Annotated in this window: 12 protein-coding genes; 10 read left to right on the top strand and 2 right to left on the bottom strand. The window is 68.5% G+C overall.

Annotated elements, in window-relative coordinates; genetic code table 11:
- Positions 1–18 precede the first annotated feature (18 nt).
- A complete protein-coding gene (gene cphA, locus METUNV2_RS0113365; RefSeq protein ID WP_018229972.1) occupies positions 19–2592 on the bottom strand; it encodes a cyanophycin synthetase in 2574 nt (857 codons plus the stop codon).
- Positions 2593–2612: 20 nt separating this feature from the next.
- Positions 2613–4793, bottom strand: a complete 2181-nt coding sequence (locus tag METUNV2_RS0113360; RefSeq protein WP_018229971.1) for a cyanophycin synthetase — start codon at positions 4791–4793, stop codon at positions 2613–2615.
- A gap of 273 nt (positions 4794–5066) precedes the next feature.
- Between METUNV2_RS0113360 and METUNV2_RS0113355 the strand changes: the two genes are divergently transcribed.
- From METUNV2_RS0113355 to METUNV2_RS0113310, 10 genes are all read left to right on the top strand, one after another.
- Entirely contained in the window at positions 5067–7337 is a 2271-nt protein-coding gene (locus METUNV2_RS0113355; RefSeq protein ID WP_018229970.1) for a cyanophycin metabolism-associated ABC transporter, read from the top strand.
- A complete protein-coding gene (locus tag METUNV2_RS0113350; RefSeq protein ID WP_018229969.1) occupies positions 7334–7795 on the top strand; it encodes a cyanophycin metabolism-associated DUF1854 family protein in 462 nt (153 codons plus the stop codon). Before METUNV2_RS0113355 ends, METUNV2_RS0113350 begins: the two co-directional genes overlap by 4 nt.
- A 158-nt stretch (positions 7796–7953) precedes the next feature.
- Positions 7954–8568, top strand: coding sequence for a response regulator (locus tag METUNV2_RS0113345; RefSeq protein WP_018229968.1), 615 nt, complete (start codon positions 7954–7956; stop codon positions 8566–8568).
- A 305-nt stretch (positions 8569–8873) separates the two neighbouring features.
- Positions 8874–10097, top strand: a complete 1224-nt coding sequence (locus METUNV2_RS0113340) for an efflux RND transporter periplasmic adaptor subunit (protein WP_026188148.1) — start codon at positions 8874–8876, stop codon at positions 10095–10097.
- Between the two features lie 9 nt (positions 10098–10106).
- The gene (locus tag METUNV2_RS0113335) at positions 10107–13253 is read left to right on the top strand and encodes an efflux RND transporter permease subunit (protein WP_018229966.1); all 3147 of its coding nucleotides are present in this window, start codon (positions 10107–10109) and stop codon (positions 13251–13253) included.
- Positions 13234–14697, top strand: coding sequence for an efflux transporter outer membrane subunit (locus METUNV2_RS0113330; protein WP_018229965.1), 1464 nt, complete (start codon positions 13234–13236; stop codon positions 14695–14697). The genes METUNV2_RS0113335 and METUNV2_RS0113330 overlap by 20 nt, the downstream gene beginning before the upstream one ends.
- A gap of 276 nt (positions 14698–14973) precedes the next feature.
- Positions 14974–16308: an MdtA/MuxA family multidrug efflux RND transporter periplasmic adaptor subunit gene (locus METUNV2_RS0113325; RefSeq protein ID WP_018229964.1), complete on the top strand. Its 1335-nt coding sequence runs from the start codon at positions 14974–14976 to the stop codon at positions 16306–16308.
- Positions 16309–16323: 15 nt separating this feature from the next.
- Positions 16324–19440, top strand: a complete 3117-nt coding sequence (locus tag METUNV2_RS0113320) for a multidrug efflux RND transporter permease subunit (RefSeq protein WP_018229963.1) — start codon at positions 16324–16326, stop codon at positions 19438–19440.
- A 229-nt stretch (positions 19441–19669) separates the two neighbouring features.
- On the top strand, positions 19670–22777 hold the full coding sequence (locus tag METUNV2_RS0113315; protein WP_018229962.1) for a multidrug efflux RND transporter permease subunit: 3108 nt from the start codon (positions 19670–19672) through the stop codon (positions 22775–22777).
- Positions 22774–24183, top strand: coding sequence for an efflux transporter outer membrane subunit (locus METUNV2_RS0113310; protein WP_018229961.1), 1410 nt, complete (start codon positions 22774–22776; stop codon positions 24181–24183). The genes METUNV2_RS0113315 and METUNV2_RS0113310 overlap by 4 nt, the downstream gene beginning before the upstream one ends.
- Positions 24184–24200: the final 17 nt, after the last annotated feature.

Below are 24200 nucleotides of genomic sequence, written 5' to 3'. Positions count from 1 at the left end.
GCCAGCCAGGCCCCGGCGTCAGGCCGCTTCGGCCACCCGCGTCGCGATGTGGGCCAGCGCTTCGTCCACCTGGTCGATCAGCAGCAGACAGAGGTCGCCCGGCTGCAGCTTCGACAGCGCGTGGTCGATGGCGACGAATTCGCCATTGATGTCGACCACATCGCGTACGCGGCTGGCGCCTTCCAGGCCCTGGCGCAGCAGCGCGATCACTTCACCGTCTTCACGGCCGCGCTGGCACTGGTCCTGATACAGCACGACGCTGTCGAAGGCGCTGCCAAGAATTTCCGTCTGCTTGCGGATGTCTTCATCACGCCGGTCGCCGGCACCGCTGATCACCACGCTGCGCCGCTTCGACGGCAGGGCATCGACCGCCTGCACCAGTGCGCTGATCGCGTCCGGGTTGTGGCCGTAGTCGGCGATCAGCGTGGCACCACGGTAGTCGAACAGATTGAAGCGCCCGGGCGCAGTGCTGGCGTCGGACACGAAGCTGGCCAGCGCCGAGCGGATGCTGGCCCAGTCTATGCCCAGCGCCCAGCCGGCGCCGAGCGCGGCCATCGCGTTCTCTACCTGGAAGCCGAGCGCGCCACCGCGGGTGAGCGGCACCTGGGACAGCGGAATGCGCACCGCGCTGCTGCCTTCGGCGGCCACCAGCGCGCCGTCATCGACATAGATGACCCGGCGGCCGCGGGCGCGGTGGGTGGCGATGACCGGATGGGTACGGTCCTTGGCGAAGAAGGTGATCGAACCCGGGCAGTGTTCGGCCATGGCCGCCACCACCGGGTCGGCGGCATTCAGCACCGCCATGCCCTTGGGCGCCACGTTCTGCACGATGACCCGCTTGACCACCGCGAGATCCTCGACCGTATTGATATAGGCGAGGCCCAGATGGTCGCCGCTGCCGATATTGGTCACCACCGCCACGTGGCAGCGGTCGAAGCCCAGACCTTCGCGCAGCACGCCGCCACGGGCGGTTTCCAGCACTGCGCCGTCGACGTCCGGGTGGGCCAGCACATTGCGCGCGCTCTTCGGGCCGCTGCAGTCGCCGGTATCGATGCATTCGTTGCCGACGAACACGCCGTCGGTGGTGGTCATGCCGACCCGCAGGCCGGTCTGCGCCATCATGTGCGCGATCAGGCGCACCGTGGTGGTCTTGCCATTGGTGCCCGACACCGCCACCAGCGGGATGCGGGCGTCGTCGCCCGGCGCGAACATGGTGGACATGATGGCCTCGCCCACCGCACGGCCCTTGCCGAAGGAGGGCGCGAGATGCATGCGCAGGCCGGGCGCGGCATTCACTTCGACGATGCCGCCCCCCTGTTCTTCCAGCGGCTTCAGCACCGTCTTGCACACGATGTCGACGCCGGCGATGTCCAGCCCGATGGTGCGCGCGGCTTCGATCGCGCGCGCCGCCAGCTCCGGGTGTACGTCGTCGGTCACGTCGGTGGCGCTGCCGCCGGTCGACAGATTGGCGTTGTTGCGCAGCACGACCCGTTCGCCCAGCGCCGGCACCGTGTCCGGGGTGTGGTTCTGCACCGCCAGGCGCGCCAGCGCGATGTCGTCGATGCGCATCTTGGTGAGCGAGGTGGCGTGGCCGTCGCCGCGGCGCGGGTCGGCATTCACTTCATCCACCAGTTCGCGCACCGTGCGCACGCCGTCGCCGATCACCTGCGGCGGTTCGCGGCGGGCGGCGGCAACCACGCGGTCGCCCACCACCAGGAAGCGGTAGTCGGCGCCCGGAATGAAGCGCTCCACCATCACTTCGCGGCTGATTTCGTAGGCCGCGCGGAAAGCGATGTCCATGTGGTCGCGGGTGACGATGTTTACCGTCACGCCCTTGCCCTGGTTGCCGTCGCGCGGCTTCACCACGACCGGAAGGCCGACTTCGAGCGCGGCGGCCCAGGCTTCGTCGGCGTCATACACGGTGCGGCCGCGCGGCACCGGCACGCCGGCTGCGTGCAGCAGTTGCTTGGTCAGTTCCTTGTCCTGCGCGATCGATTCGGCCACCGCACTGGTGCGATCGGTTTCAGCCGCCTGGATGCGACGCTGCTTGCTGCCCCAGCCGAGCTGGACCAGCGAACCGTCGGTCAGCCGGCGGAACGGAATGCCGCGTGCGACCGCCGCTTCGACGATGGCGCCGGTGCTGGGGCCGAGGCGGATGTCCTCGTCCAGTTCGCGCAGCTGGTGCAGTGCGCCGGGCAGGTCGAAACTGCCGCCTTCAGCGGCGGCGCGACAGAGCTGTTCCGCCAGTTCGAAGGCGAGGCGGCCGACCGCCTCTTCGGTGTACTCGACCACCACCTGGTAGATGCCGGTTTCGACCGTCGGAATCGTGCTGCTGAAAGTGACCGGACAGCCGGCACTGGCCTGCAGACCGAGCGCGGCCAGTTCAAGCGCGTCGGCCATGGCCAGCGGGCCGTTGCGGGTGGTCGGCCGCAGCGGGCGGATGCCCGGGAACAGGGCGCGCAGACGCTCGGCGAAGCCGGGCATGTTTTCGAGCGAACAGTGTTCGCCGGTGCAGGAGATCAGGGCCTCCATGCAGGTGTGGCGGCTCCACAGATTGGGACCGCGGAGGGCGCGCAGACGGGTGATGTGCATGTAAATCGGTTCAGCGGGGTTCAGGCGGGCACCGCGGCGGAGACCGGCGGATCGAAAGTTTCGGCACCGGTGCGCAGCGCGGTCGGCGACAGGCCGAGCGACCAGGCGGCGGCCAGCGCGGCCAGCAGGTTTTCGGTCGCGTGCAGCGGTTCGCCGTCGGTGACCGGCAGGCTGGTGAGCGGGCACAGCACTTCGGTGCGCTCGGCTTCCAGCAGGCGGATCTGGCCGTCGCGCACGATGACCGCACGGCCGCCGGCCTGCACATGGCTGGCCACGACGTCGTTGTCGGCGCGGGTGCTGTACCAGATCACCTCGCCGTCGCACAGCTCGGCCATTTCGTGCTGCAGCGGGTCGTCCGCGTTCAGCACGCCGGTGCCGCGACGCAGCACGACATCGATCTGGCTGCGCAGTACGTTGAACACGCGCTCCGGCGAATCGATGTAGTAGTCACCATAGTGCGAAGCCGGGTCGATGCGGGTGAGCACGCCCACCTGGCAGCGGTCGTAGGCCAGACCTTCCTTCAGCACGGTTTCGAAGCCGTTCTCGATCACCGCCACTTCGGCGCCCGGATTCATCAGTACGCGCTGCGACGGTTCGAAGCGGGCGGCGTCGCCGTCTTCCAGGCGGCGGCTGTCCAGATAGAGCCCTTCGCTGCACGCCAGACCGACACGCTGGCCGGAAAAGCGCATCAGGTGCGCCACCAGCTTGGCCACCGTGGTCTTGCCGCGGCTGCCGCTGATGCCGACGACCGGAATGCGGCCGTCGTCTGCGGTGGCGAACAGGTGATCGACGATGGCACGGCCGACCGGACGCGGCTGGCCTTCCATCGGTTTCAGGTGCATCAGCAGGCCGGGGCCGGCGTTCACCTCGACGATGGCGCCACCCTGTTCGCGCAGCGGGCGGCGGATGTCTTCCACCACCAGATCGATGCCGGCAATGTCCAGGCCCACCACGCGGGCGGCCAGCGCCACCAGACGGGCGGTGTCCGGATGCACCTGGTCGGTCACGTCGAACGCGATGTTGCCGTTGCGCTGCACCAGCACCTTCACGCCGTCGGCCGGTACCGATTCGGCGGTATGGCCCTGGCGCTCCAGTTCGAAGCGCAGCTTGGCGTCGCGCTCCGGCAGCAGCAGGTCGAGCGGGAATTCCTGTTCCGGCCCGCGGCGCGGGTCGATGTTGATCTGGCTGTCGAGCAGCTGGCGCACCGTGGAACGGCCGTCGCCGGTGATCCACACGGTTTCGCCGGCCACCGCCGCGACCATCTGCTTGCCCACCACCAGCAGGCGGTGTTCGTTGCCGCGGATGAAGCGCTCGACCAGCACGTACTTGCTGTAGCGACGCGCCAGTTCGTAGGCGGTCATCACCTCTTCGCGGGTGGTCAGTTCGGCGGACACGCCGCGACCGTGATTCGCGTTGGCCGGCTTCACCACCACCGGCACGCCGATGTCTTCGGCCGCGGCCCAGGCGTCTTCGGCGTCGCTCACTTCGCGGCCTTCCGGCACCGGTACGCCGCAGCCGGCGAGCAGACGCTTGGTCAGGTCCTTGTCACGCGAAATGCCTTCGGCGATGGCCGAGGTGCGGTCGGTTTCGGCCGTCCAGATGCGGCGCAGCTTCTTGCCGTAGCCCAGCTGCACCAGATTGCCGTCATTCAGGCGGATGGAGGGAATGCGGCGGTCCTGCGCGGCTTCGACGATGCAGCCGGTGCTCGGGCCGAGGCAGTGTTCGTCCACCAGATCGCGCAGTTCGGAAATGGCCGCCTTCACGTCGAACGGGCGGTCGTCCATCGCCGACAGCACCAGTTCGCGGGCGGCCAGAATGGCGGCGCGGCTGACCGTATGGTTGCCGGAGATCACCACCACCTTGTACACACCGCGTTCGGACGTTTCGCGCGCCTTGCCGAAATTGCCCTTCATGCCGGCCTGGTTCTGCAGCTCAAGCGTCACATGTTCGAGGATGTGGCCGGGCCAGGTGCCTTCGCGCAGACGACGCACGAAGCCGCCGCGCTCTTCGTAGCTGCAAGTGTGTTCGTACAGGGAGGGCAGCCAGTCGATCAGTCGATCGACGAAACCGGGGATGGTGTTCGAGGGGGAATCTTCGAGGGCGCCGATGTCTATCCAGACTTCGAGTGCCGGGACATAGGTCCAGATGTTGGGGCCGCGCAGCTCAAGGGTGCGCAGGATTTCGATGGAGCGTTTACTCATCGCGCGGGGACGGCAGCTGTCCGGAGCCCCGAAGTTGTTGAAAACACCGCTTCAACGCGACCCGCAGGCTTTGGTTGACAGCTTTTTCATCTATTTTTGAACCTGTGCGACGGGCGTGTTTTGACCGGGTCGCGGGCGCTATACTCCGCCGCCTTCGCTGCCGCGTTGCAGCTGTTGCATACTGCATCGAACCCGGGTTTTGCCGTCTGAAAACGCCCGTTCGGCATTGTCAGCCCCCTGTTTAACGCCTGTTTCCCTGCCTGAAGCCGCCCGATGACCCGCGCCACCCCTGCCGTCCCGCTGCCCGACGATCTGCCCTTGCCGTGGCGGGATGCGCTGGCCGGCCGGCTCGCGCCGGACGAGGCGGTACAGGCCTGGCTGCAGACCGACCTCGATGCCACGCTGCATTTTTCTGCCAGCCTGCTGGTGCTGACTGATCGCAGGCTGCTGGCGGCCGATGCCCCGTCCGCCACCGACTGGCAGAGCTGGCCGCTGGCCGCCGGACAGCGTTTCGACCATGTCGACCACGCCGGCGTCGGTACGCTGGCGCTGCACGACGCCCATCACCGCCTTGCGACCTGGCGCTACACGCTGGCGCTGAACACCGAGGCGCTGCGGCTGGCCGACCAGCACACGCGACTGATCGAGCGCATCGCCGATCCGCACGCGGTGCACGAGGACGAGGACGGCCTGTGCCCGCGCTGCAAGGCGCCGCTGCCGCCGGACGACGACGAATGCCCGCTGTGCGAGCGCGCCACCGTGAAGCCGCCGGAAACCTGGGCGCTGCTGCGCCTGTGGCGCTTCGCCCGGCCCTATCGCGGCCGGCTGCTGGCCGGCTTCCTGCTCACGCTGGCGTCCACCGCCGCCAATCTGGTGCCGCCCTACCTGACCATCCCGCTGATGGACAAGGTGCTGATTCCGCACCAGACCGGCACCCGCATCACCTTCGACGCGGTGTGGCCCTACATGGCCGGCCTGCTCGCCGCCGCGCTGTTCGCCTGGGCGCTGGGCTGGGCGCGCACCTACATTCTGGCGCGGGTGTCCGAACGCATCGGCGCCGACCTGCGCACCACCACCTTCGATCACCTGATGGGGCAGTCGCTGGAGTATTTCGGCGGCAAGCGCACCGGCGACCTGATGGCGCGCATCGGTGCCGAAACCGACCGCATCAACGTATTTCTGTCGCTGCATCTGCTCGATTTCGCGACCGACGTGCTCATGCTGTTCATGACCGCGGTGGTGCTGTTCTCGATCAACCCCTGGCTGGCGCTGGTCACGCTGCTGCCGCTGCCGGTCATCGCCTGGATGATTCACACGGTGCGCGACCGGCTGCGCACCGGCTTCGAGAAGGTGGACCGCATCTGGGGCGAAGTGACCAATGTGCTGGCCGACACCATTCCGGGCATCCGCGTGGTGAAGGCCTTCGCGCAGGAAAAGCGCGAATCCGAACGTTTCGCCGCGGCCAACCGACGCAATCTGGAAACCAATGACCGGGTGAACCGGGTGTGGTCGCTGTTCGGCCCGACCGTCACGCTGCTGACCGAGGTCGGCCTGCTGTTCGTGTGGGGCTTCGGCATCTGGCAGGTGGGCAACGACCACATCACCGTCGGCGTGCTGACCGCCTTCATCGCCTACATCAGCCGCTTCTACCTGCGCCTGGATTCGATGAGCCGCATCGTGTCGGTCACCCAGAAGGCGGCGGCCGGCGCCAAGCGCATTTTCGACATCCTGGACCACGCGTCCAGCGTGCCCGAGCCGGCGCGCCCGGTGCATCTGGAACAGGTGAGCGGCCGCATCGAACTGCGCAGCGTCGGCTTCCGCTACGGCAACCGCGCGGTGCTGCGCGGCGTAGACCTCGACATCGCGCCGGGCGAATTCATCGGTCTGGTCGGCCACAGCGGCTCCGGCAAGAGCACGCTGGTGAACCTGATCAACCGCTTCTACGACGTGTCGTCCGGCAGCATACGCATCGACGGCACCGATATCCGCGCGCTGCCGGTGGCGGAATACCGCCGCCACATCGGACTGGTGCTGCAGGAGCCTTTCCTGTTTTTCGGCACCATCGCCGACAACATCGCCTACGGCCGGCCGGACGCCACCCGCGACGAAATCATCGCGGCGGCGCGCGCGGCGCACGCGCACGAATTCATCCTGCGGCTGCCGCACGGCTACGACTCGATGGTGGGCGAACGCGGCCAGACCCTGTCCGGCGGCGAGCGCCAGCGCATTTCCATCGCCCGCGCGCTGCTGATCGATCCGCGCATCCTCATCCTCGACGAAGCGACGTCGGCGGTCGATACCGCGACCGAAAAGGAAATCCAGCGCGCACTCGACAATCTGGTGCAGGGCCGTACCACGCTGGCCATCGCCCACCGTCTGAGCACGCTGCGCAAGGCCGACCGTCTGGTGGTGCTGGACCGCGGCCAGATCGTCGAGGTCGGGCAGCACGACGACCTGATGGCGCGCGAGGGGCATTACTACCGGCTCTACATGGCGCAGCAGCGCCAGGCCGAAGCCGACGCTGCCGAAGGAGTGCTGGCATGACGATACGACTGGAACGCGACGCGCACGGCCAGCTGGCGCTGATCGACCGCGACGGCCAGCGTCATCCGGGCGTGCTGCCGGTGCGCGCCTTCCCGCTGTCGGCACCGGGCGAGGGCGTGGCGCTGATGTCGACCGACGGCCATGAACTGGCCTGGTTCGACCGGCTGGACGAGCTTGAAGCCGCCAGCCGTGCGCTGCTCGAAGACGAACTCGCCCGCCGCGAATTCATGCCGCAGGTGCGGGCGATTTCCGGCGTGTCCAGCTTTTCCACGCCCTGCGAATGGGATGTGCTGACCGACCGCGGCGCCACCCGCTTCACGCTGCGCAGCGAGGACGACATCCGCCGCCTCGTCGGCGGCCGGCTGCTGGTGACCGACAGTCACGGCATCCACTACGAGGTGGTCGACATGAAAAAGCTTGACCGCCCCAGCCGGCGCATCCTCGACCGCTTCCTCTGAACGCCGCCCGGCGGGCGCCACGCCCGCTGCCGGCCCCAGTTCGCCCCGCGTGAGAACCGCACGGCCGCCAGCCTGTCCGAGCGCCACAGCCCGTAACGCGCCGTTACAATCGGCGCCGGCTGCGGCCCTCATGACAACGGACACACACCCGGCGACCGATGCACTTCCTGATCGTGGATGACCACGCGCTGTTCCGCGAAGGACTGCGCGCGATGCTGCAAAGCCTGGACCCGGCACTGACGGTGAGCGAAGCCGACAGCTGCGAAGCCGGTCTGGCACTGGACGACGACGCAGCGGATTTCGACCTCATCCTGCTCGATCACGGCCTGCCCGGCATGAATGGCGTGCGCGGCATACGCGCCTTCCGCCAGCGCTTTCCCACCAGCCCGGTGCTGGTGGTGTCGGCCAGCTACACGCCGTCGCTGATCGACGAAGCGATCGCCGCCGGCGCCCGCGGCTACATTCCGAAATCGGTCAGTTTCGCGGTCATGCGCGACGCCATCGAACAGGCGCTGCTGCGCCGCGTGGTCACGCCGGCGACGCTGAATGCCGCACCCGGCGGCAATCCGACCGAAAGACCGGTGCTGCTCACGCCCAAGCAGCGCGAGGTGCTGCAGCTGATGCGCGGCGGCCTCACCAACAAGCAGATCGCCCAGCAGCTCAGCGTCAGCGAATTCACGGTGCGCACTCATGTGTCGGCCATCCTGCATGAACTGGGTGTCGATACCCGCACCGCGGCGGTCAGCGCGGCCCGTGATCACGGTCTGGTCTGATATCGATCGGCTTCGCCGTCTTCTGCATCACCGGCTGCTTCCGGGCCAGCACGCATGCACCGGAACTGAAGGGCGGGGTGAGGCAGACAGGTTGACACGGGGCGGCTGCGGTCGCCCCGTGTCGTTTCCGCCTGCACCTGTCCGTCGTACCCGGGACGGTTTCCTGCGCCCGTATTTTTTCGCGCACCCGTTTTAAACATACACGAATGTATGTTTATAATCGGAACCTACAGAAAAGCGCCCGAAAATCGGGGGTGCTTCCTATACGCGCGGCCTGACCGCGTCAGATTCCGGGAACAAGAATGATGAATACAGGGACGGATTTCATTCGGCGCGCGGGCCTGCTGTCCGCGACGGTGCTTGCGCTGGCACTGGCGGGTTGCGGCAAGGACAAGGGCGGCGAACACGCCGGTGGCGGCATGCCGCCAGCCGCGGTCAAGGTGCTGCAGGTGGCGCCGCGCGAAGTGCCGGTGCACTTCGATTACGTCGGTCAGGTGGCCGGCTCGCGCGAGATCGAAGTCCGTGCCCGGGTGACCGGCATCGTCGAGAAGCGGCTGTACGAAGAAGGCCAGCGCATCCGGGAAGGTCAGGTCATGTTCCGCATCGACCCGGCGCCTTACCGCGCCCGGGTCGCTGCCGCCGACGCCCAGCTCGACCAGGCCAAGGCGCAGCTCGCACAGGCCGAGCGCGAATACGCACGGGTGAAGCCGCTGGCCGAAGCCGAAGCGGCCAGCCGCAAGGAAGCGGACGACGCGCTGTCCACCCGCGATCTGGCGCGTGCCGCGGTCAAGGCGGCCGAAGCCCAGCTGCAGCAGGCGAACATCGATCTCGGTTACACCGACGTGCGCGCGCCGCTGGCCGGCGTGGCCGGCCGGGCGCAGAAGGTGGAAGGCAGTCTGGCGGTGGCCGGCGCCGACAGCCTGCTCACCACGCTGGCGCAGACCGACCCGGCCTACGTGAATTTCGGGGTGGGTGAAGTCGAATACCTGCGCACCCGTGAAGAGGTGGCGCGCGGCGTGCTGAAGCTCGACCCCAAGGGCTTCACCGTGCAGCTCAAGGGCTCGGACGGCGCGGCCATCCCGCTGTCCGGCCGTCTCGGTTTCCAGGATTACAAGGCGGACACCTCGACCGGCGCCTTCGCGCTGCGTGCCACCTTCGACAACAAGGAGGGCCGGCTGTCGCCGGGCCAGTTCGTGCGCGTGCAGCTGGCCGGCGCCAGCCGGCCGGACGCGCTGGCGGTGCCGCAGCGCGCGGTGCTCGACAGCGCGCAGGGCAAGTTCGTGTACGTGATCGCGGAAAAGGACGGCAAGACCATTGCCCAGCCGCGTCCGGTCAAGCTGGGCGAATGGGCCCGCCTGGACGGTGAACTGGCCAACGCATGGGTGATCCGCGAAGGCCTGCAGGCCGGCGACCGGGTCATTGTCGATGGCATGGCGCGCATCTTCGTGCCCGGCTCGCCGGTGAATATCGATGACGGCAGCGCGCCGGCCCAGCCGCCGGCGGCCGCTGCCGCGCCGGCCGCGAAGTAAGGAGACGCCATGTTCTCCCGTTTCTTCATAGACCGGCCCATCTTCGCCTTCGTCATCTCGATCCTGATCGCGCTGGCGGGCCTGGCGGCGATGCGCACGCTGCCGATCGCGCAGTACCCGGAAATCGCGCCGCCTGAAGTGATGGTGCGCGCGGTGTATCCAGGCGCATCGGCCGAAACCATCGCCCAGACCGTGGCCGCGCCGCTGGAAAGCGTCATCACCGGCGTCGAGGGCATGATGTACATGCGCTCGACCTCGACCTCGAATGGCGTGGTCGAAATCTACGTCACCTTCGAAATCGGCACCGACCCGGACAAGGCGGCGGTGAACGTGAACAACCGGGTCAAGCAGGCCGACGCCCGGCTGCCGGAAGAGGTGCGTCGCCAGGGCGTGGTGGTCGAGAAGGGCTCGTCCGCCTTCCTCGCGGTCTTCGCTTTCTACTCGCCCAACGGCACCCATGAGCAGCTGTACGCGTCGAACTACGTGACGCTGAACGTGCTGGACAACATCAAGAAGATTCCGGGCACCACCAACGTGCAGATCTTCGGTGCCAAGGACTACGCGATGCGCATCTGGCTGCGGCCGGACCGCATGACCCAGCTCGGCGTTACGGTGCCGGAAATCGCGGCCGCGCTGCGCGACCAGAACGCCCAGTTCGCCGCCGGCAAGATCGGCCAGTCGCCCACCGGCGGCGGCCAGGACATGGTCTATACGATTACCACCAAGGGCCGGCTGTCCACGGTCGAGGAATTCGACAACATCATCCTGCGTTCGAACGCCGACGGCTCCAAGCTGCGTCTGCGCGACGTCGCGCGGGTGGAGCTGGGGTCCAAGGACAACGACTTCAACGGCACCTACAACGGCAAGCCGGCAGTGCTGATGGGCGTGTTCCTGCAGCCGGGCGCCAATGCGCTGGACGTGGCCAAGGAAGTGAAGGGCGCGGTCGCCGAAATGGCCACCCGCTTCCCGGCCGACCTCACCTATTCGATTCCGTACGACACCACGCGCTTCGTCGAGGTGTCGATCAAGGAGGTGGTGAAGACGCTGGGCGAGGCGATGATCCTGGTGTTCATCGTGGTGTTCATCTTCCTGCAGAACATCCGCGCCACGCTGATTCCGGTGCTGGCGGTGCCGGTGTCGCTGCTCGGCACCTTCGCCGGCCTGCATCTGCTCGGCTACTCGATCAACACGCTTACGCTGTTCGGCATGGTGCTGGCGATCGGCATCGTGGTGGATGACGCGATCGTCGTGCTGGAAAACGTCGAGCGCATCATGCACGAACAGCACCTGACCGCCCGCGAGGCGGCGCTCAAGGCGATGCACGAAGTGACTGGTCCGGTGGTCGCCATCGTGCTGGTGCTGACCGCGGTGTTCGTGCCGATCGCCTTCCTCGGCGGCCTGACCGGCGAGCTGTACCGCCAGTTCGCGGTCACCATATCGATCGCCGTCGTGCTGTCCGGCCTGGTGGCGCTGACCATGACGCCGGCGCTGTGCGTGGCGCTGCTGAAGAACGAGCACAAGAGCACCGCCCGCATCTTCGTGTGGTTCAACGACTGGTTTACCCGCGTCACTCACCGCTACACCGGCGCGGTCACCTGGATGATCCGCCGCTCGGCGGTCGGCGTGCTGCTGTTCGCCGGCATGGTGGCCATCACCGCCGGCCTGTGGACCAAGACCCCGGGCTCGCTGGTGCCGGACGAGGACCAGGGCTATTACATCGCGGCGGTGTTCCTGCCGGATGGCGCGACGCTGGAACGCACCGACGAAGTGGTGAACGAGGTGATCAGGGCCATCCAGTCCAACCCGGCCAACGAACACGTGATGGCCTTTGCCGGCATGGATTTCATCGGCGGCGGCTTCAAGAACAGCGCGGCCACCATCTTCGTGAGCCAGAAGCACTGGGACGAGCGGCAGATGACCACGCAGCAGCTGGTGGGGGAACTGTTCGGCAAGACCGCGGGCATCAAGGAGGCACTGGTGCTGGCCTTCAACCCGCCGGCCATTTTCGGTCTGGGCAATACCGGCGGTTTCGAGTTCTATCTGCAGAACCGCGGCGACGGCGGCACGCCCAAGCTGGTCGAAGGCATGGGTGCGCTGATCGGCGCCTCGCATCAGAGCAAGGTGCTGGCCGGCGGCCTGCAGACGCTGTGGCGGCCGAACGCGCCCCAGCTCTATGTCGACGTCGACCGCGAACGCGCCAAGTCGCTCGGCATTTCGATGAATGACGCCTTCACCACGCTGTCCGGCACGCTCGGTACCTATTACGTGAACGACTTCAACAAGTTCGGTCGCGTGTGGCAGGTGCTCATGTCCGCCGAAAGCCAGTACCGCCGTTCGCCGGAAGACATCGGCCGGCTGTACGTGAAGAACGCCGCCGGCGACATGGTGCCGGTGTCTGCCTTCGCCAAGGTGAATTACAGCGCCGGCCCGGACACGGTGGACCGCTACAACAACCTGCCGGCGGTGAAGCTGATGGGTCAGGCCGGCCCGGGCTTTTCGTCCGGTCAGGCCATCGCCGAAGTGGAACGTCTGGTGAAGGATCTGCCGGGCGACCTCAGCTTCGAATGGACCGGCGCCGCCTTCCAGGAAAAGCGCGTGTCCAGCGCGGCGGCGGTGGCGCTGATTCTGGCTGCGGTCATGGTGTTCCTCATCCTGGCGGCGCAGTACGAGAAGTGGTCGCTGCCGTTCTCGGTGCTGCTGGCCATGCCTTTCGGCATCTTCGGTGCACTGACCGCGGTGTGGCTGCGCGGCATGACCAATGACGTGTATTTCCAGATCGGTCTGGTGACGCTGCTCGGCCTGTCGGCCAAGAACGCCATCCTGATCGTCGAATACGCGGTGCTGAAGCACCAGGAAGGCTATCCGGTCGCCGCCGCGGCGATCGAGGCAGCCCGCCTGCGCCTGCGCCCCATCATCATGACCTCGCTCGCCTTCATCCTCGGCGTGCTGCCGCTGGCAATTTCCAGCGGTGCAGGCGCCGGCGCGCGGGTGTCGGTCGGTACTGGCGTCATCGGCGGCATGGTGGCCGCCACCTTCCTTGCCATTTTCTTCGTGCCCCTGTTCTACAAGCTCATCGTCGATCGCCGCCTGGCGACGCCGGAAGACGAACTGAAGGTGCACAAGCCGGAGCAGCCCCATGTCCATGCCCATCATTGATCGCAGCCGCCGCAGCGTGCTGGCGGCAGCGGTCGCAGCCGCGCTGCTGTCGGCCTGCGCACTGACGCCGCAGGCCACGCCCGAACTCGACCTGCCCGCGGTCAGCGCGCAGACGCCGGCCGAACTCGACCAGTGGTGGCAGAGCTTCCGTGACCCGGTACTGGACGGTTTGATCGCCGAAGCGCTGGCGCGCAACGACGACGTGGTGATCGCCGCGCAGCGGGTGCAGGCGTCTCGCGCCACGCTCGATCTGGTGCGCATCAACCGCCTGCCGGACGCCAGCGTGTCGCTGTCAGGCTCGCGCCAGCAGTACAGCAACGAGCGCCCGATACCCGGCCGTTCGCGCCAGTACAACACGGTGCTGGGCGGCATTTCGGCGTCCTACGAACTGGATCTGTTCGGCCGCCTGTCCGGCCAGCGCGACGTGGCCCGCCAGCAGCTGGCGGCCAGCCGTTATGCGCTGGAAGGGCTGCGCGCGTCAGTGACCGCCCAGGTGGCGCGCGCCTACTTCAATCTGCGCGCGCTGGACGCCGACGAGGCGCTGCTGGCGCAGACCCTGGCCACCCGCGAAGCCGCGCTGGCGCTGCGCGAGAAGCAGTTCGCCGGCGGTGCGCTGAGCGGCTACGATCTGGAGATTTCACGCTCCGAACGCGCCAGTGTCGCGGCGGCGCTGGCCACCACGCGCAGCGCGCGCGAACAGGCGGAAACCGCGCTCGCGGTGCTGCTCGGCCGCTCGCCGCGCGAACTGGTCGAGAAGATTCCGGAGCGCGGTCTGGCGCTGTCGACGCTGGCGGTGCAGCCGGAAATTCCGGCCGGTCTCAGTTCCGACCTGCTGGCCCGCCGCGCCGACGTGCGCGCCGCCGAAGCCAATCTGGCCGCGGCCAGCCTGAGCGTCGAAGTGGCGCGCACCCAGTGGTTCCCGACCGTTTCGCTGACCGCCGGCCTGGGTGGGGAGAGTGCGGCGCTGGGCAGCCTGCTGTCGTCGTCCGCCCGCACCTGGAACATCGGCGCTGCCATCGCCCAGCCGCTGGTCGGCCTGCTCAGCACGCGTGCCATCGTCGCGCAGTCCGAAGCCGAGCGCGCGCAGATCGCCCAGACCTACCAGCAGGCGGCGCGCCAGGCCTACGGCGACGCGCTGAGCACGCTGTCCGCCGCCCGCGGTGCGAAAGAGGCGATGGACGAAACCGCCACGCTGTACGACGCCACCCGCAAGGCGCGCGATCTGGCGGAAAAGAACTACAGCGCCGGCCGCGCCAGCCGCATCGTGCTGCTCGACGCCGAGCGCGAAAAGCTGTCGGCCGAACGCCAGCTCATCGCCACGCGGCTGGACCGCGTGACCGCGCTGGTGAATACCTACCAGGCACTGGGCGGCGGCTGGTCCGGGCAGATCCCGACCGGCGGCGACGACGAAAAGCTGGAGAACGCGCCCACCGCGTCCCGCTGAAGATTCCCTCTCCTCCTCCAAGGAAGTTTGGCGCGGGCCTGTCCCGCGCCATTTTTTTGCCTGCCTTTCGCGCTCGCTCGCCATGCCGTCGCGGCGCCACGGATAGCGCGGTGTGACCGCGATTTACACGCCATTCACAAGCCGCCGCGGCTGCTGGCGGCAGCGTTAACACGGCTGCACGATAATCGCGTCTCTGCCGGCCTTGCGCCGGCCTTTCCTGTCCGGCTCCGACGGTTCGCGTCGCGGCCCGACGGCTCCGAACCGACAGAACGAGCGATGACCACTTCCGCACCTTCTTCCACCCCGGCCACGCGCAAGCCGCGCTGGCCCTGGGTCATGATGCTTCTGCTGCTGGCTGGCCTGAGCGCCGGCGGCTATTACGCCTACCAGCGCACCAAGCCGACCGACGGCGAGGGCGGCCCGCCGGGCATGGGGCCGGGTGGGCCGCGACCGGGCGGCGCTGCGGGCGGGCCGCCGGGCGGCCGCCGTTTCGGCGGCGAGCCGCGCGTGGGCAGCGCGCTGGCGGTGCGCACCGACCTGCCGGTGCACCTGTCGGCGCTGGGTACGGTGACCGCGATCGAAAGCGTGGTGGTGCGCAGCCGGGTCGAGGGCGAACTGCAGTCGCTGCATTTCACCGAAGGCCAGCGGGTGAAGAAGGGCGATCTGCTGGCGCAGATCGATCCGCGCGCCTTCGAGGTGGAACTGGCCCAGGGTCAGGCTGCGAAGGCGCGCAACCAGGCGCTGCTGGTCAATGCGAAGGAAGATCTGGCGCGCTACGAAACGCTGCTGGCGCAGGATTCCATCGCCGCCCAGCAGGTGAGCAACCAGCGTTCGCTGGTGCGGCAGTACGAAGCGGCGGTGCTGGCCGACGACGCCACCATCGCCAACGCCCAGCTGTCGCTGAAGTACGCGCGCATCACCGCGCCGATCAGCGGCCGCGTGGGCCTGCGCCAGGCCACGCCGGGCAATATCGTGCGCACCTCGGACACCAATGGCCTGCTGACGCTGACCCAGGAAGCGCCGATTTCGGTGGTGTTCGCGCTGCCCGAACCGCAGCTCGCGCAGGTGCGCGGCGCGATTGCGCGCGGCGGTCTGCCGGTCGAGGCGCGCGACCGCGAGAACCGCACGGTGCTTGCCACCGGCACGCTGCGCATTCTGGACAACCAGATCGATGTCGCCACCGGCACGGTGAAGGCCAAGGCGATCTTTGCCAATGACGACGGCGCGCTGTTCCCGAACCAGTTCGTGAATGTGCGGCTGCGGGTCGATACGCTGGCCGGCGTCACCGTGGTGCCGGTGACCGCGATGCAGCGCGGCGCCAGCGGCCCCTTCGTCTACGTGATCGGCGAGGACCGCAAGGCGACCATGCGGCCGGTCAGGGTGGGTGTGCTCGAAGGCGAGCAGCAGCAGGTGACAGACGGCCTGCAGCCGGGCGAGCGGGTGGTGACCGACGGCGTGGACCGTCTGCGCGAAGGCGACACCGTGAAGCTGGACGACGCGCCGCCGGGCGGCCGCGCCGTGCGAGGCGAAGGCCGGCAGGGTGCTGCGGCCGGTGGCAAGGGCGGTGAGCGCAGCGGCAGCGAACGTCGCGCCGCACCGCCTGCGCCCTAATGTGACGGACCGTCGATGAATCCGTCCCGCCTGTTCATCCTGCGGCCGGTGGCCACCTCGCTGCTGATGGTGGCGCTGCTGGTGGCCGGCTTCCTCGCCTACCGGCTGCTGCCGGTCGCCGCACTGCCGCAGGTCGATTACCCGACCATGCAGGTGGTCACCTTCTACCCGGGCGCCAGCCCGGAACTGACCACCTCGCTCATCACCGCACCGCTGGAACGCCAGTTCGGCCAGATGCCCGGCCTGGTGCAGATGAATTCCATCAGTTCCGCCGGCGCCTCGGTGGTGACGCTGCGTTTCGGCCTCGACATTTCGCTCGATACTGCGCAGCAGGAGGTGCAGGCGGCGATCAATGCGGCCACCACGCTGCTGCCGTCCGAACTGCCGGCGCCGCCGGTCTACAGCAAGGTGAATCCGGCTGATGCGCCGGTCATGACGCTGGCGGTCAGTTCGAAATCGGTGCCGCTGCACCTGCTGGAAGAGGCGGTGAGCAACCGGCTGGCGCAGAAGATTTCGCAGCAGTCCGGCGTCGGTCTGGTCAGCATTTCCGGCGGCCAGCGGCGGGCGGTGCGGGTGCGCGTGAATCCGTCGGCGGTCGCCTCATACGGCCTGAGTCTTGAGCAGCTGCGCGCCGCGGTGGTGGCCACCAGTTCCAATCAGGCCAAGGGCAGTTTCGACGGCCCGACCCGGGCCACCACGCTGGACGCCAACGACCAGCTGCGTTCGGCCGACGAATACCGGCGCAGCGTGATCGCGTGGAAGAACGGCGCGCCGATCCGGCTGCAGGATGTGGCCGAGGTGGTCGATGGTCCGGAGAACCGGCTGCTCGCTGCCTGGGCCAACGAAACGCCGGCGCTCATCCTGAACATCCAGCGTCAGCCGGGCGCCAACGTGATCGACGTGGTGCGACGCATCCAGGCGCTGCTGCCGGAGCTGCAGACCGCGCTGCCGGACGCGGTGGACGTGCAGGTGCTGACTGACCGCACCGAGTCCATCCGCACCTCGGTGCATGACGTGCAGGTCGAGCTGGTGATGGCGGTGCTGCTGGTGGTGGCGGTCATTTTCGTGTTCCTGCGCAACGGCCGCGCCACGCTGATTCCGGCGGTCGCGGTGCCGCTGTCGCTGGTCGGCAGCTTCGCCGTCATGTATCTGGCCGGCTTCTCGGTGAACAACCTGACGCTGATGGCCATGGTGATCGCCGCCGGCTTCGTGGTCGATGACGCCATCGTGATGACCGAGAACATCGCGCGCCACCTTGAAATGAGAGTGGACGGCAAGGGCAAGGGCGCGATGCAGGCCGCGCTCGATGGTGCGAAGGAAATCGGCTTCACCATCATTTCGCTCACCGTGTCGCTGGTGGCGGTGCTGATTCCGCTGCTGTTCATGCAGGACGTGGTGGGCCGGCTGTTCCGCGAATTCGCGCTCACGCTCACCATCGCCATCCTGCTGTCGGCGGTGGTGTCGCTGACGCTGACGCCGATGATGGCCGGCCGCCTGCTGAAAACCGAAGGCGGCCACGACGCACCGCACGAAGGCTGGTACGCGCGGCTGCTGGCCGGCTACGAACGCACGCTGGGCTGGGTGCTCGATCACCAGCGGCTGACGCTGCTGGCGGCGGTCGCCACCTTCGTGGTCACCGCGCTGCTGTATCTGGCGGTGCCCAAGGGCTTTTTCCCGGTGCAGGACACCGGCCTGATCCAGGGCGTGTCTGAAGCGGAACCCACCATTTCATTCGCCGCGATGAGTGCGCGCCAGCAGGCGCTGGCCGAAGTGCTGCTGCGTGATCCGGACGTCGACAGCGTCAGTTCCTTCATCGGCGTCGACGGCCAGAACCCCACGCTCAATACCGGCCGCATGCAGATCAAGCTGAGGCCGCTGGCCGCGCGCAGCGACCGCGCGCCGGACATCGCGCGCCGGCTGGAAGCGGCGGCGCGCGACGTGCCGGGCATCACGCTCTACCTGCAGCCGGTGCAGGACCTCACCATCGAGGACCGGGTGACCCGCGCCCAGTACCCCTTCGTGCTCCAGGCCACCCGGCATGAAGATCTGCTGGAATGGGTGCCGCGGATGGTCGAGGCGCTGCAGCAGTCGGACCGGCTCGCCCAGGTCAGCAGCGATCTGGCCACCGGCGGCCTGCAGGCCTATGTGGACATCGACCGCGCGACCGCCGCCCGGGTCGGCGTGACCGTGGCCGACATCGACGCCGCGCTGTATAACGCCTTCGGCCAGCGGCTCATTTCGACCATCTTCACCCAATCCAGCCAGTACCGCGTGGTGCTGGACGTGCAGCCGCAGTTCCAGATCGGCCCGGAGGCGATCGCGCAGCTGCACGTGATGTCGGCCGACGGCCAGCAGGTGCCGCTGGGCAGTCTGGTGCGGGTCGAGGAGCGGCCGGCCCGGCTGGCGCTCGGCCGCCAGGGGCAGTTTCCGTCGGCCACGCTGTCCTTCAACCTGCCGCACGGCGTGTCGCTGGGCGAAGCGGTGGAGGAGGTTGAGGCGGTACGCGCCCGGCTCGGCATGCCGGCCACCATGTCTCTGAAATGGCAGGGCGCGGCGGAAGCCTTCCGCGCCTCGCTCACCAATACGCTGTGGCTCATCCTGGCGGCGGTGGTGACCATGTACATCGTGCTGGGCGTGCTGTACGAAAGCTATGTCCATCCGCTCACCATCCTGAGCACGCTGCCGTCGGCCGCCATCGGCGCGCTGCTCGCGCTGCTGCTGGCCGGCCACGCGCTCGACATGATTGCGGTGATCGGCATCATCCTGCTGATCGGCATCGTGAAGAAGAACGCCATCATGATGATCGACTTCGCGCTGGAGGCCGAACGCCATCAGGGCATGGCGCCGCGTGACGCGATCTTCCAGGCCTGCCTGCTGCGTCTGCGCCCCATCCTGATGACCACCGCCGCCGCGCTGCTCGGCGCACTGCCGCTGGTGTTCGGCGGCGGCATGGGTTCGGAACTGCGCTTCCCGCTCGGCCTCACCATGGTGGGCGGCCTGCTGGTAAGCCAGGTGCTCACGCTGTACACCACGCCGGTCATCTACCTTGCCTTCGGGCGGCTGTTCCGGCTGCAGCCGGCCGGGGCAGGAGCGGCGGATACCGAGGCGGAAGTGGGGAGCGAAGCGCGATGAGCATTCCGCCCGGTCGCCCGAAGGAATGCTCGCCCTCCCCCGGGGAGGATGTCGCGCAGCGACAGGAGGGCTGTCTGGTCTGCATTCCGCCCGGCCGCCCGAAGGAATGCTTGCCCTCCCCCGGGGGTGGAGCAGGGGTTTCGCGGAGCAGGGCTCCGCGCCTGCGTAACGGGCCGTCCGTTCCGGACCGGTACTGGCCGATGTCGCGCAGCGACAGGAGGGTCTGGCAATGAGCGCCTGGTCGCTGCCGATACGCCGGCCGGTCGCCACCGCGCTGCTCACCGCAGCGATCGCGCTGGCCGGTGCCATCGCCTTCCGCTTCCTGCCGGTGGCGGCACTGCCGCAGGTGGATTTTCCGACCATTTCGGTCAGCGCCGCGCTGCCCGGTGCCAGCCCGGAAGTGATGGCGGCCACCGTGGCCACGCCGCTGGAGCGCACGCTCGGGCGCATCGCCGGTGTGACGGAAATGACCTCCAGCAGTTCGCAGGGCAATACCCGGGTGACGCTGCAGTTCGAACTCGACCGCGATGTCGAGGGCGCGGCGCGCGACGTGCAGGCCGCGATCAATGCCGCCCGCGCCAGCCTGCCCACCAGCCTGCCGTCCAACCCGACCTACCGCAAGGTGAATCCGGCCGACGCGCCCATCATGATTCTGGCGATCACGTCGGACACGGTGCCCATCCCGCGGCTGTACGACATCGCCTCGACCGTGCTGGCGCAGAAGATGTCGCAGATTCCGGGCGTGGGCGAAGTGACCGTGGGCGGCGGCGCGCTGCCGGCCATCCGGGTGCAGGTGAATCCGGAGGCGCTGCAGCAGCACGGACTCACGCTGGCCGACGTGCGCAACCGCATCGTGCAGTCCAATGTGTACCGGCCCAAGGGCTTCGTCGAGCAGGACGGCCGCTACTGGCAGATCGAAGCGAACGATCAGGCGCGACGCGCGGCCGACTACGTGCCGCTCATCCTGAATCACACCTCGGGCGGCGTGCTGCGGCTGGGCGACGTGGCCACAGTGAGCGAATCGGTGCAGGACGTGCGCAACCTCGGCCTCACCAATGGCAAGCCCACGGTGCTGCTGGTGGTGACCAAGCGGCCGGGCAGCAACGTGATCGAAACCGTCGAGCAGGTGCGCGCACTGCTGCCCGAACTGTCGGCCAGCCTGCCAGCTGCGGCCCGCATGGAAATCGCGCTGGACAGTTCGGTCACCATACGCAGCGCGCTGCACGAGGTGGAGATCGCGCTGGTCATTTCGGTGGCGCTGGTCATCCTGGTGGTGTTCCTGTTCCTGCGCAATGCGCGCGCCACGCTGATTCCGGCGGTGGTGGTGCCGGTGTCGCTGGCCGGCAGCTTCGCGGTCATGTATCTGCTGGGCTTCAGCCTGAACAATCTGTCGCTGATGGCGCTCACCATCGCCACCGGTTTCGTGGTCGACGACGCGGTGGTGGTGATCGAGAACATCGCCCGCCACATCGAGCGCGGGCTCAGACCCTTCGAGGCGGCGGTGGCCGGCGTGCGCGAGGTCGGTTTCACCGTGGTGTCGATCAGCCTGTCGCTGGTGGCGGTGTTCATTCCCATCCTGCTGATGGGCGGCATCGTCGGCCGGCTGTTCCGCGAGTTCGCGCTCACGCTGTCGGTGGCGGTGCTGGTGTCCATGGTGGTGTCTCTGACCGCTGCTCCGATGCTGGCTGCCCGTCTGCTCCGGCACCAGCCGGTCGAGCAGGAGGCGCGCTGGCAGCGGCTGCTGGCGCGCGTGTTCGACGACATCCAGATCGCCTACGCACACAGCCTGGACTGGGCACTGCGCCACACCCGCATCGTCATGCTCATCTTCCTCGGCGCGATCGCGCTGAACGTGTGGCTGTTCGTCATCGTGCCCAAGGGCTTCTTCCCCAGCCAGGACACCGGTCGCCTGTTCGGCAGCCTGCGCGCCGACCAGAGCACCTCCTTCCAGGCAATGACGAAGAAGATGGCACAGGCGGTCGAGGTCATCCGCGCCGACCCGGCGGTGGACAACGTGAGCGCCTTCACTGGCGGCGGGCGCGGTGGCGGCGCCAACAACGCCAGCTTCTTCGTGAACCTGAAGCCGCTGGCCGAGCGCGGCGTGTCGGCCGACAAGGTGATCGGCCGGCTGCGCGGCAAGCTGTCGCGCATCGAGGGCGTGCAGCTCTTCCTGATGGCGGCGCAGGACCTGCGGGTGGGCGGCATGCGCTCGTCCTCGCAGTTCCAGTTCACGCTTACCGCCGACAGCCTGCGCGTGCTGCGCGAGTGGGCGCCCAGGGTGCGCGACGCGATGAGCGACCTGCCGCAGCTGGTCGATGTCGGCACCGACCAGGAGGACCGCGCCTCGCAGACCCGGCTGGTGTACGACCGCGACACGCTGGCGCGGCTGGGCCTGACGCCGGGCACCGTGAACCAGGCGCTGTATGACGCTTTCGGCCAGCGCCAGATCAGCACGCTGTACGAGCCGCTGAACCAGTACAAGGTAGTGCTGGAGGTCGACCCGGCGCGCGCGCAGGACCTGTCGGCGCTGAATTCGATACGGGTGGCGACCTCAGAAGGCGGCCTGTCGCCGCTGGCCAGTTTCGCCCGGGTGGAGGAGGGCGTGATGCCGCTGTCCATCGCCCATCTCGACGGCATGGTATCGACCACCCTCTCATTCGGCACCGCCGACGGCGTCACGCTGGCCCAGGCGATGGAGGCAATCCGCGCCGCAATGGTCGATATCGGCGTGCCGGCGAGCGTCAACGCCGGCTTCCAGGGCTCGGCGCGCGCCTTCCAGCAGTCCTCGTCCAACCAGCCGCTGCTGATACTGGCCGCCATCATCGCGGTCTATCTGGTGCTGGGCATCCTGTACGAAAGCCTGGTGCACCCGCTCACCATCCTGTCCACGCTGCCGTCGGCGGGCATCGGCGCCATCCTCGCGCTGATGGCGTTCAACATCGAGTTCGGCCTGATCGCCGTCATCGGCCTGCTGCTGCTGATCGGCATCGTAAAGAAGAACGCCATCATGATGATCGACTTTGCGCTGGAGGCCGAACGCAAGCGCGGGCTGGCGCCGCGCGAGGCGATACGCGAAGCCTGCCTGCTGCGTCTGCGCCCCATCCTGATGACCACGCTGGCCGCCATGGTGGGTGCGCTGCCGCTGGCCATCGGCTTCGGCGAGGGCTCGGAACTGCGCCAGCCGCTGGGCATCGCGGTGGTGGGCGGCCTGATGGTGAGCCAGCTGCTCACGCTGTACACCACGCCGGTCACCTATCTGTACCTCGAACGTTTCAGCCGCTACTGCGGCCGCATCCTGTCGCGCGCGCCGCGCGCTCCGGTCACCACGACGCCATGAACAAGACCCTGCCGCCTCTCCTCGCCGTGCTCGCCGCGCTGATCGCCGGCTGCACCACGGTCGGCCCCGACCACCAGCGCCCCGCCTTCGACCTGCCGGCCGATTACCGCGCCGCCGACGGCTGGAAGCCGGCCACCCCCGCCGACCACCTGCCGCGCGGCGAGTGGTGGCGCGCCTATGGCGATCCGGTGCTGGACGAGCTGATTACCCGCACCGACCGCGCCAACCAGACGCTGAAAGCCGCGCTCGGCAGCTATCGCCAGGCGCGCGCCGCCGCCGCGCAGGCCCGTGCCGGCTTCCTGCCCGAGGTCGGGCTGTCGGCGTCCGCCCAGCGCAGCCGCAGCGCCGCGGTACAGGGCCGCTCGGCCAATCAGTCCAACACCACCCAGCTCGGACTGGACGCGAGCTGGGAAGCCGACCTGTGGGGCCGCATCGGCCGTCAGGTCGAAGCGGCCAGCGGCGAGTTCGACGCCAGCGCTGCCGATCTGGCGTCGGTGCGGCTGTCGCTGCACGCCGAACTGGTGCAGAACTACTTCCAGCTGCGGGTGACCGATACCCAGCGCGCGCTGTACGCGCGCACCGTGGCCGCCTATGAAAAGGCGCTGGAGGTGGCGCGCAACCGCATCGCCGCCGGTGTGGCCACCCGCGGCGACGAAGCGAGCGCGCTGGCCCAGCTGCGCGCTGCCCAGGCGCAGGCGGTCGATCTTGAACTGACCCGCAGCCAGCTTGCCAACGCGATCGCGGTGCTGGTGGGCGAGCCGGCGTCCAGCTTCGCACTGCCGCCGGCCGAAACACAGGCCGGCGTGCCGGCGGTGCCGGTGGGCCTGCCGTCCGAACTGCTGGAGCGGCGACCGGACATCGCCGCCGCCGAACGCCGGGTGGCCGCCGCCAACGCGCGCATCGGCGTGGCGCAGGCGGCGTGGTTCCCGTCGCTCACGCTGAGCGCGTCCGCCGGTTACTCGGGCAACGCCTTCGCGCAGTGGTTTTCGGCGTCGAATCTGGTGTGGTCCTTCGGCCTGTCGGCGGCACAGGCGGTGTGGGACGGCGGCCGGCGCGACGCGCAGATCGAGGCCGCCCGCGCCGCGCACGAGGTGACCGTGGCCGACTACCGGCAGACCGTGCTGACCGCGCTGCAGGAGGTCGAAGACAACCTGATCGCGCTGCGCCTGCTCGACGACGAGGCCTCCCTGCGCGCCCAGGCGCTGGCTGCGGCGCGCGAAGCCGAGGCGCTGGCGCTGAACCGCTACCGTGCCGGCACCGCCAGCTACACCGAAGTGATCACTGCCCAGACCACCGCGCTGGACAACGAACGCACGCTGATGCAGCTGCGCGGCCGCCAGTTCTCGGCCGGCGCGCTGCTGAACAAGGCAGTGGGCGGCGGTTGGGACGGGCAGTTCAGGCCCTGAGTCCGGTTCCCCGCGGC

This window comes from Methyloversatilis universalis EHg5 (assembly GCF_000378945.1).
Classification (GTDB): domain Bacteria; phylum Pseudomonadota; class Gammaproteobacteria; order Burkholderiales; family Rhodocyclaceae; genus Methyloversatilis; species Methyloversatilis universalis_A.
This window is presented reverse-complemented; position numbering and strand designations above follow the sequence as displayed.